The following is a 14129-nucleotide window of genomic DNA, read 5'->3' on the forward strand; positions in this document are numbered from 1 at the left end:
CCGAAAGGCACGAAAAATGCGTTTGGTATTTCCATTATTGGCCGCCGTTCTGATGACCGGTTGCGCCACAGGCGATGAGGCGGTCAACGGACCGGTGCTTTCCGAGACCATTCAGGTGTCTAAATCCACCGGCTCAAAGCAATGTGAAGACGGCGGGAAGTCGTTGGATGCGTTGCGCGGTGAACTGGCGCAGGCCGGTGTGAGGGTGACCGACGCCTCTTGTGGAAGCGATGGCCGGATGTATCCGGCGGCGTGCGGCTACCCTGACGGACGTATTGTGATCTTCAGCATTGCGGCGAAAGATACGGCGCGTGCCAAGGTGCAGGGCTATAGCCTTCTGGCCGAAGATGCGACGAAAATCCCCTGCCCGGAATAGGTTACAGGTTTAAGGCCTGCCTGTAGTTGTCTATCTCGGCCAGTTTTTGCTCAAATAGCGACCAGTCGTCATGTTCGGTTATCGGTGTCCACAGGGCTTCGATCTCTTCATAGATCAGTGTCACAGGTTCTGGCTGGGCGAAGGCCGCGTGCGTCAGTCGGGTGGCGTCCACGGCCTCGTAAGGCTCAAGCAAGTTTCGAAACGGTGCGAAGGCTTCGTCCTGATAAAAGGCTTTGCGCGGGCCGTTCAGGGCGCGGGCTTCGCTTAAGGAACCACCAAACCAGTCAAAGAAGAAGCCTTCAAATCCGCCATCCGGTGACAGGTGCGCCAGGCCTTTGAAGCCTGCTGCCACAAGCGCAGTGTCGCTCTCGTTATCTCTGGGGCTGAGGTTCAGCCGCCTGAGAAACGCGATATTCATCGCTGCCTCAAAACGTTCACCGAAGGTTTCCAGCGATGCAATCAGCGGCTTGTCCTCACAGGTCAGGAGGAAGCACTGTGCCAGACGGTTGAGGTTCCAGAACACGGCTTCCGGCTGACGGCCATAGGCATAAAGCCCCGTACGGTCGAAATAGGCCGCTGTGAAGTCCGGCTGATAATAGGGTAGAAAACGGTAAGGGCCGTAATCAAAGCTTTCGCCGGTAATGTTCATATTGTCTGTATTCAGCACGCCATGCACAAAACCTGCGCACATCCACTGCGCACAGAGTTGAGCTGTTTTGCTGACGACCTGATCGAATAGGGCCGCGCTTAAGGCCGCGCCTTCATGAGCTGACAGATCAGGGTAGTAGGTGTCGGCCACAAACCGGATCAGTTGCGTCATCTCATCGGTCTGATTGAGATAGGCCATGCGTTCAAAGGTGCCAAAGCGGATGTGACTATGGCTCAGGCGCACCAGAACTGCGCCACGTGTCGGAGAGGGCTCATCGTGGCGTTGCAGGGCTTCTCCCGTTTCAATCAGGGAAAAGCTTTTTGAGGTGTTGACGCCCACGGCCTCAAGCAGGGCTGTGGCCAGTACCTCACGCACGCCGCCTTTGAGGGTCAGGCGTCCGTCACCGCCGCGCGACCACGGGGTCTGGCCTGACCCCTTGGTGCCAAGATCAAGTAAACGCCCCTGATTATCGCGTAATTGTGCAAACAAAAATCCGCGTCCGTCCCCCAGATCGGGGTTATATTGCCGGAACTGATGGCCGTGATAGCGCAGGGCCAGCGGCTGAGGCTGATTGTTGGGCAGGGGGGCGAATCGCCCGAAATGGGCCAGCCATTCGGCATCAGACAGGTCGTCTAGTCCAACGGACGCCGCCGCCCAATTATTGCGATAGCGCAATACAGTCTGCGGAAAATCTGCCGCTTCTACCCTATCGAGCACATCAATGCCGCTGCGACTCAAAAGCGGATCAGGATGATAGGTGCGTAAGGAGGGCATGCGGAACGCTTTCGCAGAATATAAAAATTATGTTTGTAAATCGGCACTTTAAACCGCATCAGTATGCGCGATTAATCGCCTTACCTATGGGAATGGTGATCAAAATACCATAGCGAACAAAATATGACGCAACTGTGATATCGGCTATGTGCGGGCGCAATATGGCGGTTGCGCGTTCATGGATAAACTTTACGTTTACGTAAGTGTCAATTATTCATTGGTTTTTATGGTTGTTGGGTTTTTTTCGGCGCATTTTTAATCCGTTTATCCACCGCTTTATTCAAACATGCTGTGTGCAGTGCAATGAAATTTATGAATTGTCATGCCTTCGTGCTGTGCCATAACTCTTAGGGTAAAGTAATGTAACCCCCAAACGGGGTGTGAATTAAGAAACTATAAGATAGGAACGCCGTCCGCGTCACTTATTAACCCTTTGTAGTGCCTGCGTGGGTTATGTACTGACGCCTGTTTACCTAAGGGAAGTGAAATGCGCACCGTCAATTCAGTTAAAGCGAAAATTACCCTTAATAAGTCTTTAATGGTCACCACAAGTCTTGTCTTCGTCCTCAGTGGTCTGGCGCCTGTCTATGCCCAGGATGAAACGGATGAAGTCACGACTATTACAGTCACGGCGCAAAAGCGCGAACAATCCTTGCAGGATGTGCCGATTGTGGTCACGACCCTTCCGGCCAAGCTTCTTCAGGATGCCGGTGTACGTGACATCAAGGATATGCAGGTGCTGACACCTGGCCTGACGGTGACCTCAACCCAGAACGAAAGCCTGACCACCGCGCGGATTCGCGGCGTGGGTACGGTGGGCGATAATCCCGGCATGGAATCGTCAGTTGGTGTGGTTATTGACGGCGTTTACCGCCCGCGTAATGGCGTAGGCTTTGGTGATCTGGGCGAACTGTCGCGCATTGAAGTCCTTAAGGGGCCGCAAGGTACGCTGTTTGGTAAAAATACCTCGGCCGGTGTGATCAATATTATCTCCAAGGAACCGGATTTCTTCTTCGGGGCCGAAGCTGAAGCCACGGTGGGCAACTATGATGCGCGCGGTTTCTCGGCGGCTATAACCGGTCCTCTGGTTGAGGATCAGGTGGCAGCGCGTCTCTATATCGCCAAGCGCGAACGCGGCGGCTTTTATGATGTGAATACCGGTATCGGGCCGCGTACCGTTACCGAAGATGCCACGCAGAATTTTGGCACTATTCGTGGTCAGTTACTATTTACCCCGTCTGAGCGCACCAAGATCCGCGTTATCGGCGACTATTCGCGCCGTTCGGAATATTGCTGCGCCACCGTTCAGACCCGTACCGGCCCGACAGGCGCGATTATCAACATGCTGACGGGCGGGCAGGGGATTGCGGCTACGGCTGACCCGGAAGCCCGTGTCGCTTATTCCAACCGCGACACAGCCCAGCGCATTACCGATGGCGGGGTAACGGTCGAGGTCAACCAAGAGCTTAACGCTTTCGGCGGTTCGACCCTGACCTCGGTGACCGGCATCCGTAGCTGGAAGAACGTCAATGGTCAGGATATCGACTATACCGGTGCCGACATTCTCTATCGCAATGACAATGGCGATTTCTCTGCCAAGTTCGACACGTTTTCTCAGGAACTGCGCCTGGCAGGCGGCAATGACCGGCTCAACTGGCTGGTGGGTGCCTTCTATTCCGACGAAGACCTGACGCGTAACGACTCCTATGTTTACGGCAGCCAGTACGAAACCTATCTGTCACTGGTACTGTCGGCCAATATGCTCGGTCAGGCCAATGCGACACCGACCTTTATTTCGGCACTGACCGGACGCGCGCCGGGCACCTCCTATGTGGGCGGGCAGCAGGCACTTGATAGGTATAAGCAAAATTCCGAAAGCCTCGCGCTGTTTACCAACAACAGCTACAAGTTCACTGACCGCTTCGAAGTGACTATGGGACTGCGCTATACGCAGGAAACCAAGAAGATGTCCGCCTATTACAATAATACCGATGGCGGCATAGGCTGTGGTTCGGCACTGGCGGTTTATCAGCAGGCGGGCGCACTCTATGCGCAAAACAACGGTGATGCTGCTGCGGCCATTGGTGCGGGTGCCAACCCTTACTGGATCGGGGCAATTGCCGCTTCAACCCCAACCAATAACCGCGCCGCGACACTAGCGGGCAATCTTTGTACCTTCTGGGCCAATCCGGCCTTCACCAACCGTTCGCTGGCCGAAAAAGTCACCGAAAAAGAATGGTCGGGCACCCTTAAGGGCAGCTACCGCTTCAGTGATAATTTCATGGCCTATGCCTCCTATGCCCGTGGCTATAAGGGCGGGGGCTATAATCTGGATCGGGCCACAACCGGCCTTACGCCTGAGGCATCGCTCTACTTCGGGCCGGAAACCGTCGATTCCTATGAACTCGGGGTTAAGAGCAATTTCTATAATAATCGCCTGATCCTCAATGTCTCGGTGTTCGATCAGACCTATCATGACTTCCAACTCAATACCTTCCTGGGAACGGCTTTTGTGGTGGAATCGATCCCTGAACTGACGTCGCAGGGTATCGATGCTGACATTTACTGGAACACGCCTATCCGTGGCCTGAGCCTTCAAGGTGGCCTGTCCTATGCCAAGACCGAGTTTGGCGACTTCGGGCCGGGGGACCTGTCTAATCCGGCGCGCTTCCCGCAACTGTCCCTTTTGCCCGGTGCGCAGATGTCGTTTGCACCGGAATGGTCAGGCTCTCTGGCGGCGACATGGACTGGACGGGTTACGGAAAATCTGCGCGGTCTGGCCAATATCTCGGCCAAATATTCGGACTCCTATAATACCGGTTCGGATCTGATCCCGTTCAAGATGCAGGATGGCTACACGCTGGTGAATGCCCGCTTCGGCATTGGTGCACCGGATCAGCGCTGGATGCTAGAACTCTGGGCGCAGAACCTGACTGACGAGGCCTATAAGCAGGTGGTCATCAATGCGCCAATGCAGGGCTCAGGCTTCCAGCCCACGGTTCAGCCGGATGGCACCTATTATAATGCGACGCTTGATAGCAATACCTACGATGCCTTTATGGGCCAGCCAAGAACCTATGGCCTGACCCTGCGGGTGAAGTACTAGGATTTTCAACCTCCCTCCCGCTAAGCAGGAGGGAGGCGCGCAGATTATCTTACGGGCGCGAAATCGATGCCATAAAGGTCGAAACCATTGGTTTCGGCCTTTACTATTAGGGTGTTGCTGCCTTTCAGAAGCTTTACACCCGTAAGGTCAGGCAGAACTTGCCCGTTCAGGTACAGCGCAACCTCACCACCGCTTTTATCAACCGTCAGGTCAAAGGCCCCGTCGGCTTCGGCATTCAAGGTGAATTTCAGCCATTCCCCCGCCTGCATATCCGCAACGAAGACGCTGCCGTCCTGAGCGATCCCCAGATCAACCCCGTCATTGCGATAGGTCATGGCCGGATTCCATGTCACCCGTTCCCCGCCGTCTGAGACATGATAATTGGCCGGTGTCAGGTCAAAATAGGCGTGATGATTGCGCCCCATGTCGAAATCAGCGGCGCGCACAGACCCGCCTTCCGGCCCGATATTATGCGCCTTAAACGGGACTGTGGAGTCGGTGTGCGGCGCACGGAACAGGGCATCGACGACATCGGGGTGATAAATGTTGTTATCATGATGTATGTCGTGAGTTGCAAACTGCATCAGGGCGGCTTCCGCTTCCTGAGGCGCAGGCTTTTCACCCTTACCCTGCCAGTAGGCCAGAAGACGGTTGTAGCCTTCGTTCGGTACGATTTGCAGCGGGTTATTATAGCGGATTTTCTTCAGCGGCCACCACGCCCAACCGATGCCATGGCTTTCAGCCAGATGAACGGTGCGGGCGAACCAGTCATTGGAATTTTCACCCGTCTCCCCCAGCCACAGCGGCAGATTATGCTGATCGCGCAGGGCCAGAACACCGGCCAACGTATCAGGCGTCGTATGGTTCCAGTATTTGTGGAAACTGATGACCATATTGTCATCCCAGACACCATTGCTGAACACGCCCTCGTAATTATTGCCCCAGCAATTGCCCTCAATGAAGATGATGTGTTTCGTATCGACTTCGCGGATGGCCTTGGTGGCCCGCGTCAGGAACTGCCGCAGAGGTGTGTTGTCCTTTTCCTTACAGCCGTTTTTATCGGCCGGATCAGTGAACCCCCAGTTCGGCTCATTGATCAGGTCATAACCGGCGATATAGGGCTCATCCTTGTAACGCTCGGCCAGTTTAACCCACAGCGCCACTGCCTTGTCTTGGTGGGCCATGTCGTCCCAGAAAGACGGTTTTGTCGGGTCGCGGTCAGATATGTTGAGGTCATTACCCTGTCCCCCCGGCGCGGCGTGCAGATCCAGAATGACATAGATGTCATTGGCCTTCGCCCATTCAATCAGTTGATCTGTGCGGCGAAATCCGTCCTCTAGCCAGGTGTTTTCCCCCTTCACCGGCTCCTGATCGACGGGGAGGGTATAGAGGTTGTAGTGCATCGGCAGGCGCACGGAGTTGAATCCCCAGCGCTTCATGGCATCGATGTCGGCCTTGGTGGTGTGGTTATCGAGCCATGCTGTATAGAAATCTTTTGTCTTCTGTGGCCCGATCAGCTTTTCAATTTCGGCGCGGATAACCTGCTGCGTGCCGAAGTTCGACAGTTCCAGCATATAGCCTTCCTGCAACATCCAGCCACCCAGCCCCATGCCGCGTAATATAACCGGCTCCTGGCGCTCGTTGATGATGTGATGGCCCTGCGTCGATAGAAAATCTTTGGCGATGGCAGACTGGCCCAATGAAAGACAGCCTAATGCCAGATAAAGAACGGCTCGTTTCATGATAGCTCCCCTGAGTTGCACGTGTCGTTCTCCGGTGTGAAAACCGGAAAATCCTGATCGGCATTATTATGATTATGCGCGGTAAATTAGGGGAGTGAACGGGCAAGTCAAGAAAAATGACATCGATGTCATTTCGATTTGAAGGCTGTTTGTCCGCCCTCGTTTTGCTCAGGCACCACCCATGCCTTCAGCGCAGGGAGGAGAAGGGGGGGGGGCTCAGAAGCGGTATTCACCATCTGTCAGCAGGCCGTAACAGGCCGCATCAAGCGGCACATAGGTGTCGCTATCCGGAGACAGAACAAACAGAGGGTCTGTGACTAAGGCCGGATCATAGCCTGCCTTGACCAGATCCATTTTCTTATACTTGAACGTGCCGGTGGTTTCTGCCTCCTGCAACAGGCGGACAAAGCGTGGCCGCGCATAGGTTGGCAGGTGATCACGCACATGTTCGCCAAATGCCGTGATATCAAAGTTGTCATCCACAATCAGCGATACCATACCCGCCTTGCCATCATAATGAGGCACCTCGACGCCATAGACGATGGCCTCATCCACGCCGGTAGCGCGGGCGCAGTATTCTGCGACCTCTGAGGTGGAGACATTTTCTCCCTTGAAGCGGAAGGTGTCGCCGATGCGGTCAATGAAATACAGGTAGCCGTCCCTGTCCTGACGCATCAGATCGCCGGTTCGGAACCATTGATCGCCCTTCTTGAAGACATCCCGCAGGATTTTTTTCTCGGATGCGGCCTTATCGGCATAGCCGCTATAGGCATGGCGCGGGTCGCTGGCGATTTCACCAATAGCCTCACCGATTTCACCGGGCTTACATTCATAACACAGGCCGTTCATGCGACGTTCGGGGATTTCCTGTTCGACATCAAAGCGTACCAAACGGATATTGAACTGGCTCTTGAGGTAGGAGGGCACCCGTCCGATCGCGCCCGGATGACCATCAAGATTGAACAAGGACACATTGCCTTCAGTCGAGCCATAAAACTCAACAATCACCGGAATGCGGAAACGCTTACGGAATTCTTCCCAGACTTCGGGCCGCATCCCGTTGCCAAAGGCCATGCGGAGCTTGTGCTTTTTCTCGTCATCAGGATTGGGAGCCGGAGGCGAATTGATCAGATAGCGGCACAGTTCGCCGATATAGACCAGATGCGTACAGTTATGCTGAGTGATATCGCTCCAGAAGGCCGAGGCGCTGAACTTGCGCTTAAGGCAAACCGATGCGCCATTAAGCAGGGCCGCCCCCATGCCGCACAGTCCGCCTGTCGAATGATAGAGCGGCAGGACAATATAGATACGGTCATCAGGCGTCATGCCGGTCACACCGGCAAAGGCCTTCATATAGAGCTGAACACGGGCGTTGGATATCTTTGCGGCCTTGGGAAGACCTGTGGTGCCGGAGGTATAAATATAGAGCGCGGTCGAGGCGGATGACAGTTCGTGGCGCAATTCCTTGTCAGGCCGCACTGAGCTTACGCTCTTGAGGGCATGCATAAGCGAACGGCGATGCTCAGTTTCGTCTTCGCGCGCCAGATCGAGCACCCAGACGGTCTGGCTGAGTGTCAATTCGGATTCGATCTCATTAAAGGCGCTGACTGTGCTGGAATCGACGATGCTGATTCGGGCATCAGATATATTGACGCAATGCGCCAGTCCGGCACCGGTAAGTGAATTATTGATCAGGGCGGCGACCACACCGATCTTGTTCAGCCCCAGCCAGAGGGGGAAATATTCTATGCGATTAGGCAGCATGACGGCGACCGTATCGCCCGCCTTAAGACCCCGTCCGCGCGCCCAGTGGGCATAGCGGTTGGCCAGGGCGTCTGTCTCGGCATAGGTCAGGGTGCGCCCTTCGAACAGCAGGGCCGGACGGGTGGCATGTTTATCCACGACCGCCTCAAAATTATCGCAGATCAGTTCCGCAGAGGTCGGAGAAATAGACTTGATGCGTTTCAGAAGACGCAGCAGGCGCTTAAGGAAAATGAACTCGCGCTTGACCCTGTCCGTCAACTTCATCCGGTCACCTCCGTTATTGTTTTGTGTTCACTGTCTGTAAGACAGACAAATGACTTTAAACACAAACATATATCCAATTTGCGAATTGGCTATTCACAAATTGACGTGAACGGAAAGTTATCGCCCGGCCTTTATTCAGCCCTTTTCCGCCTCATCAGGTGTCAAGGTTTGCAGGCTCAGGGCGTGTACCGGCCCGGCCAGTTCTTCGCGCAAGGCGGCATTGACCTGTCTCTGACGGGCCACACGGTTCTGCCCAACAAAGCTTTCTGAGACAATGAACACAGAAAAATGGCTCTCGCCCCCTTCACGTGCGCCCGAATGACCTTTATGTTTGTCGCTGTCGTCGGTGACTTCCAGACGCAAGGGTTGGAAGGCCTCGGTGAGTTTGGCGGTGATGCGGTCGGTGATCATTCCCATAATTTTACCTCATTGAAGCTCTATGCTAGAGCGCCCATATGGGGTGAGTCTGTTATTATTTAATCTGACGCCGCATGTTTTTTTCAAAAGTCGGTCTCCGCTTTTGACATGAGGGCTTTATCAGGGGCGTACGTTCGTAATGAGCGAAGGGTATAAATTTAAACCGAAGTTTGGTCTGGATATGCGTATCCGCCCGCCCAAGGAGGGTGAGGTTCAGGGTAAGCGTCCTGAGGATGATGTCCTGTCGCTCAAGCCCGGTCAGGTACGCTGCGAATGGCCGGAATGCCACCGCGCCGCCAGTGCGCGCGCGCCCAAGTCGCGTGAAATGATGAACGAATACTATCAGTTCTGTCAGCAGCACGCCGGCGAATATAACAAAAACTGGAACTTCTTTGCCGGCATGAGCGAAGGTGAGGCCAAGCAGCATCGCGAAGCCACCATGACCGGCGGTCGTCCGACATGGGCCTTTCGGGCCTCATCCGCCAGTCGTGAAGCCGCAGCCTTTACCGCCAAAACCGGTAAGGGGAATGGTTTCTATGACCCCCATAGCGTCTTTGGGGCCGGTGCCGCGCCGATCCGTGAGAAGGCCGAAGCCTCCAAGCGTCAGTACGGTAAGATCGAGCGTCAGGCCTATGCAGACCTTGACCTTGAGGCCGGTGCCGATCCGGCAGAGGTACGTGCGCGTTACACCGAACTCCTTAAGCGTTGTCACCCGGATAATAACGGTGGTGACCGGTCCGCTGAAGACAAGCTCCAGCGTGTCATCAAGGCCTATAAGGTGCTGAAAAAAATGGCTTTGGCATAGGCTGAAATTCGTTGCATCCTGTGGATGTCTATACGAATCAGGAGGCATCGATGGCTTTTACAAAACTGGCTCTGGATAACTACCTGCCGTACCGCCTTTCGGTCGCCTCCAATGCGGTCTCAAGCCTTATTTCGACGGCCTATGACAGTCTCTATGCCCTTAAGGTGCCGGAATGGCGTCTGATCTGGGTGCTGAACGAGGACGGGCCTTCGACGCAGCAGGCGCTGGTCAAGCGTACCGGCATGGATAAGGTGACCATTTCCCGTGCCGCTCAGGCGCTGGCCAAACGTCGCTTGATCACCCGCGCCCCGCATGAGCATGATGGTCGTTCACACCACCTAATCCTCACCGTTGAGGGGCAGAGGCTGTTTGACGACGTGTCTCCCTCCGCCGTGGAATATGAAAAAGAAGTCCTGGCTGGTTTGTCACCGGAGGAAATCCAGACCCTCAAAGACCTGCTGCGTCGTGTCGAGGATGCTGCGATCAAAGCCCAGAGCAAAACCTGAGCCTAAATTTGTCGCCTCACTGTCAGTCTTAGGACTCGCCTCGCTTAAATCCTTCTGTTAACCTTTTTGTCGTGTGAGGGGTAGCACAGGCAGCGGGGCGGGGGCATGTACAACGATTATTATACATCTGCGTCTGGCGGCTTTACGGATGAAGCGCGCTTGCATGATCTGTTGCTGACCACAATCCTCGGGGCCAGCCTGATCTTTGTCTGTGTGTCTGTTGCGGCCATCTGTGCCTTCGTCGCCTTCCGCCGTGGCCTGAGGCAGGGACAGGATATATCCGGCAGGCTACATCAGGTAAACAGGGCGATTTCGGACGGAACTACGGGCAGCCAGTCCGATGTAGAGACCCATGCTAAGGCTGTACTTGGGGCCGATGAAAGCGCCTTTGGTCGTTTGAATGCTTTTGCCAAACTTTTGGAAACCCGCACCAAGGCCTTGTCGAGCGCCCTGTCACCGACGGGCGAGCGTGCAGAGACTGCCGAAGATATCAGGCGGCGTCAGGGGGCTGGCCCGGTCGGTGGGGCTGTGGGTGCCAACGGCACGGTGATTAATATAGCCGTCAATCAAAGCGGTCAGATTGTGCCACCGGTTTCGGATTGTACTGCGATTGCCGAGGCATCATCTGAGCTTAAGGGGAGGTCTTTCGCGCTATCGAGGGCCGCGCGTCTGTGGCTTGCTTTGCAGAAGCTGTCTGACCTGTGGCGGGACAAGGTTCTGATACACGCCTATTATCATGGGGCGCAGACGCAATTGCTCAGGGCAGAGGGCTGGTCGCCGCCTGACGGTCTGGCGCATGGGCATTTGCAGGCTAAATCATCAGGACATAAACCTCATGTATCCTGACACACCTGATGATTTTGCCGATCCCTTTGGCGGTTCTGTCTATGAGCGCACGGGGGACAGCCTGTTCTATATGCTGGACTTTCGGCTGATACTTCTTTTTCTGCTGATCATAGCGTGTGTAGGGTTATTAGGCTGGGGGCTGGGGCATTTTGCCGGGCAGTATCTGTATCGCAAACGTACTAGCGCCAGTGTCAGCCTTATCTATGACAGTATCGCCTATCACCTTAAACGCGCCGCAGGCGCCGGGGGGGGGCTTCAGCTTCAGTATGCGCGTGAACTGCTGGCAGTCATTGAGGCCCGACTTGGGCATGTGCGGATATTGCACCAAAAATCCGGCCAGTTGTTTGATGATCTGCGCAAGGCGCTGGATGCGCCTGAAGGGCCTGCGGAGCCCACTCAAAAGCCGCAAATGGTGAAGTATGACAAGACCATCACTCAGCAAAATATTGAGGTCTGGCAGGCTCTGCACGACTTCAAGACTGTCTGGGACGAGGAGGCGACGATCAAAGCCATGATCGAAGCGGCTCAGGCTGATCTGCTGCGGTTGGAAGATGCCCGCAAAAAGGCTGTGCCTGAGAAGGTAACGTCCGTTGCGTTGCCTTCCGCAATGGCGACTACTGCCCCAGAGATGCCGCCTCCTGAAGCGCCTTCAACGGGCGGCAAGCCGAAACGCAAACCCTTGCCCAAACATAAGAAAAACATGCTGGCTTAATAGCGGGCCAGAAGCGGTTTGAGGGAGGCGTCCGCGTCACGGATAATGGCGGCGTCCAGCGGGACCTGTTTGGCGATCAGTTGCTTTCCGGCCATGAAGTCAGCGGGGCGGTTGACGGCTTCGACGCAAATCAACTGTTGATTGTCGTTTAGGTGAAAGACGCTGAACGCGCCGCTGTCGGGGTCGCCGCGTGTAATCAGCTGCGCGTCAGCGCGGGAAATGCCCGCAATCTGAAGTTTGTATTCGTACTGATCCGACCAGAACCATGGAACTTCGGGTGTCGGGGCTTTGAAGCCGGTAATGGCGGCAGCGGCCTGTTTGGCCTGTTCAAGGGCGTTGGGCACGCTCTCAAGGCGGTAGCGGCCCTCATACCACGGCTTGATTTCACGCGAGGTAACATCGCCTATGGCAAAGACATTGGCCACTGAGGTACGGGCCTCAGCATCGACGACTATGCCGTTAGCGCAGGTGATACCCGCGGCCTGAGCCAGATCATCGGCAGGCAGCGCGCCAATGCCGACCAGCAGAGCATGGAACGGGAAGCTGTCGCCCGACTGCATGGCGACGGTTACGTCGTCACTGCGCGGCTGAATGGATTTGATCTGTGCATCAGTGTACAGAAGTACACCATTGTCTTTGTGAATACGGGTGTAGAAGGCAGACAAGGTGGGGGAAGCTACACGCGACAATATACGGTTTTCGCGTTCAAAAACCGAAACGATGCAGCCCAGTTTGCGGGCTACGGCGGCAACTTCAAGCCCCACATAACCGGCGCCAATAATACCTATGGGTTCGTTGGCAATAAGCCGCGGTTTTAGCCGTTCGGCATCTTCAATAGTGCGTAGAGTAAAATAGGGTGTCTCATCCGCATAAGGGAGTGTAAACGGTCGCGCTTTGGAGCCTGTCGCAATGATCAGGTGGTCGTAACCCAAGCGACCCGTGGGAAGGATGATTTCCTGTGCATCGGTATTTATCGCTTCGACCGATGTCGAAAGATGTACAGTTATATTGTTGGAATCATAAAATGCCTGCGGGCGTAGCTGAAGGTCATCTTCACCGGCCTCACCCTTGAGCCATGCCTTTGATAAGGGCGGGCGCTGATAGGGCAGGCTCTGTTCCGCGCCGATCAGGGTGATCGGACCTTCATAGCCGTATTGGCGTAAAAAGGCCGCTGCCGAGCCGCCGGCATGACCGGCGCCGATAATGACGACGCCTGACATCTATGCCTCTTGCGGGGCAGCGATGCCGTGTTGCAGGCGGGTGGCGTGGAGCGTGTTGTTCAGGAGGCAAGCAATGGTCATCGGGCCTACACCGCGTGGCACAGGGGTGATGGCCGTGGCACGTTCCCTGGCGGCGTCAAAGTCCACATCGCCGACGATTTTCGATTTGCCATCTGCGGTATCGATGCGGTTGATGCCGACATCAATGACATAGGCACCGTCCTTGACCCAGTCACCCTTAATGAATTTAGGACGACCGACAGCGGCCACGAGAATGTCGGCGCTGCGGCAGACCTCAGCCAGATTTTGTGTGCGCGAATGGGCGACAGTGACCGTGCAGTTTTCATTGAGCAGAAGCTGGGCCATCGGCTTGCCGACAATGTTCGAGCGTCCGACGATGACGGCGTTCAGGCCCGACAGGCTGCCGTTGCCATGCGTTTTGATCGCGTCCTTCAGGAGCATCAGCGACCCCAGCGGCGTGCAGGGGACAATCGCTTCAAGGCCGACCGACAGCTTGCCGACGTTCTGAATGTGGAAGCCGTCCACGTCCTTCAGCGGATCGATAGCGTCAATCACCTTAAGGGATGACATATGTTCCGGCAAAGGCAGTTGCACCAGAATGCCATTGACGGCCTTATCTGCATTAAGTTCTGCTACCAATGCTAGAAGATCAGCCTCAGAGGTGGTTGCCGGAAGGGTAATGGTGCGGCTTTCCATGCCGACGGCCTTGGTGGTTTCGCCCTTGTTTTTCACATAGATCTGGCTGGCGGGGTCTTCACCGACAATGACCACCACAAGACAGGGCGTAAGGCCATGATCAGCCTTGAGGGCCGCGACCTGAGTGGTGATCCGCTCACGCAGTCCCTTCGCGTAACCGAAGCCATCGATGATATTGCCACGTGGAGAGGGAACGGTAACGGTCATGATCAGGCTCCGGAATTAATCGGG

At 55.3% G+C, this 14129-nt stretch carries 12 protein-coding genes; 6 read left to right on the forward strand and 6 right to left on the reverse strand.

Features of this window, described 5'->3' with window-relative positions:
* Positions 1 to 16: 16 nt before the first annotated feature.
* The gene (locus tag E5201_RS04475) at positions 17 to 376 is read left to right on the forward strand and encodes a hypothetical protein (RefSeq protein WP_140984810.1); all 360 of its coding nucleotides are present in this window, start codon (positions 17 to 19) and stop codon (positions 374 to 376) included.
* Between the two features lies 1 nt (position 377).
* On the opposite strand, the gene E5201_RS04480 is transcribed toward E5201_RS04475, so the two are convergent.
* Positions 378 to 1799 carry a protein adenylyltransferase SelO gene (locus E5201_RS04480; RefSeq protein WP_140984811.1) on the reverse strand — a complete coding sequence of 474 codons (1422 nt, stop codon included), beginning with the start codon at positions 1797 to 1799 and terminating at the stop codon, positions 378 to 380.
* 487 nt (positions 1800 to 2286) lie between these two features.
* On the opposite strand from E5201_RS04480, the gene E5201_RS04485 reads away from it, so the two are divergent.
* The gene (locus tag E5201_RS04485) at positions 2287 to 4905 is read left to right on the forward strand and encodes a TonB-dependent receptor (protein ID WP_140984812.1); all 2619 of its coding nucleotides are present in this window, start codon (positions 2287 to 2289) and stop codon (positions 4903 to 4905) included.
* Between the two features lie 44 nt (positions 4906 to 4949).
* On the opposite strand, the gene E5201_RS04490 is transcribed toward E5201_RS04485, so the two are convergent.
* The 3 genes from E5201_RS04490 to E5201_RS04500 form a co-directional block, all read right to left on the reverse strand.
* Complete coding sequence (locus E5201_RS04490; RefSeq protein WP_140984813.1) at positions 4950 to 6647, reverse strand: cellulase family glycosylhydrolase; 1698 nt, start codon at positions 6645 to 6647, stop codon at positions 4950 to 4952.
* 216 nt (positions 6648 to 6863) lie between these two features.
* A complete protein-coding gene (locus tag E5201_RS04495; RefSeq protein WP_140984814.1) occupies positions 6864 to 8675 on the reverse strand; it encodes a long-chain-acyl-CoA synthetase in 1812 nt (603 codons plus the stop codon).
* A 135-nt stretch (positions 8676 to 8810) separates the two neighbouring features.
* A complete protein-coding gene (locus tag E5201_RS04500) occupies positions 8811 to 9092 on the reverse strand; it encodes a BolA family protein (protein WP_140984815.1) in 282 nt (93 codons plus the stop codon).
* A gap of 139 nt (positions 9093 to 9231) precedes the next feature.
* On the opposite strand from E5201_RS04500, the gene E5201_RS04505 reads away from it, so the two are divergent.
* From E5201_RS04505 to E5201_RS04520, 4 genes are all read left to right on the forward strand, one after another.
* A complete protein-coding gene (locus E5201_RS04505) occupies positions 9232 to 9897 on the forward strand; it encodes a J domain-containing protein (RefSeq protein ID WP_140984816.1) in 666 nt (221 codons plus the stop codon).
* 50 nt (positions 9898 to 9947) lie between these two features.
* Positions 9948 to 10403: a MarR family winged helix-turn-helix transcriptional regulator gene (locus E5201_RS04510; protein WP_140984817.1), complete on the forward strand. Its 456-nt coding sequence runs from the start codon at positions 9948 to 9950 to the stop codon at positions 10401 to 10403.
* A 105-nt stretch (positions 10404 to 10508) separates the two neighbouring features.
* Positions 10509 to 11249 carry a hypothetical protein gene (locus E5201_RS04515; protein ID WP_140984818.1) on the forward strand — a complete coding sequence of 247 codons (741 nt, stop codon included), beginning with the start codon at positions 10509 to 10511 and terminating at the stop codon, positions 11247 to 11249.
* Entirely contained in the window at positions 11239 to 11961 is a 723-nt protein-coding gene (locus E5201_RS04520) for a hypothetical protein (RefSeq protein WP_140984819.1), read from the forward strand. The genes E5201_RS04515 and E5201_RS04520 overlap by 11 nt, the downstream gene beginning before the upstream one ends.
* Here E5201_RS04520 and E5201_RS04525 read toward each other — a convergent pair.
* Positions 11958 to 13181, reverse strand: coding sequence for an NAD(P)/FAD-dependent oxidoreductase (locus E5201_RS04525; RefSeq protein ID WP_140984820.1), 1224 nt, complete (start codon positions 13179 to 13181; stop codon positions 11958 to 11960). The genes E5201_RS04520 and E5201_RS04525 overlap by 4 nt on opposite strands.
* A complete protein-coding gene (locus E5201_RS04530) occupies positions 13182 to 14105 on the reverse strand; it encodes a bifunctional 5,10-methylenetetrahydrofolate dehydrogenase/5,10-methenyltetrahydrofolate cyclohydrolase (RefSeq protein WP_140984821.1) in 924 nt (307 codons plus the stop codon).
* Positions 14106 to 14129 lie beyond the last annotated feature (24 nt).

Source organism: Asticcacaulis tiandongensis, assembly GCF_006475605.1.
GTDB lineage: Bacteria > Pseudomonadota > Alphaproteobacteria > Caulobacterales > Caulobacteraceae > Asticcacaulis > Asticcacaulis tiandongensis.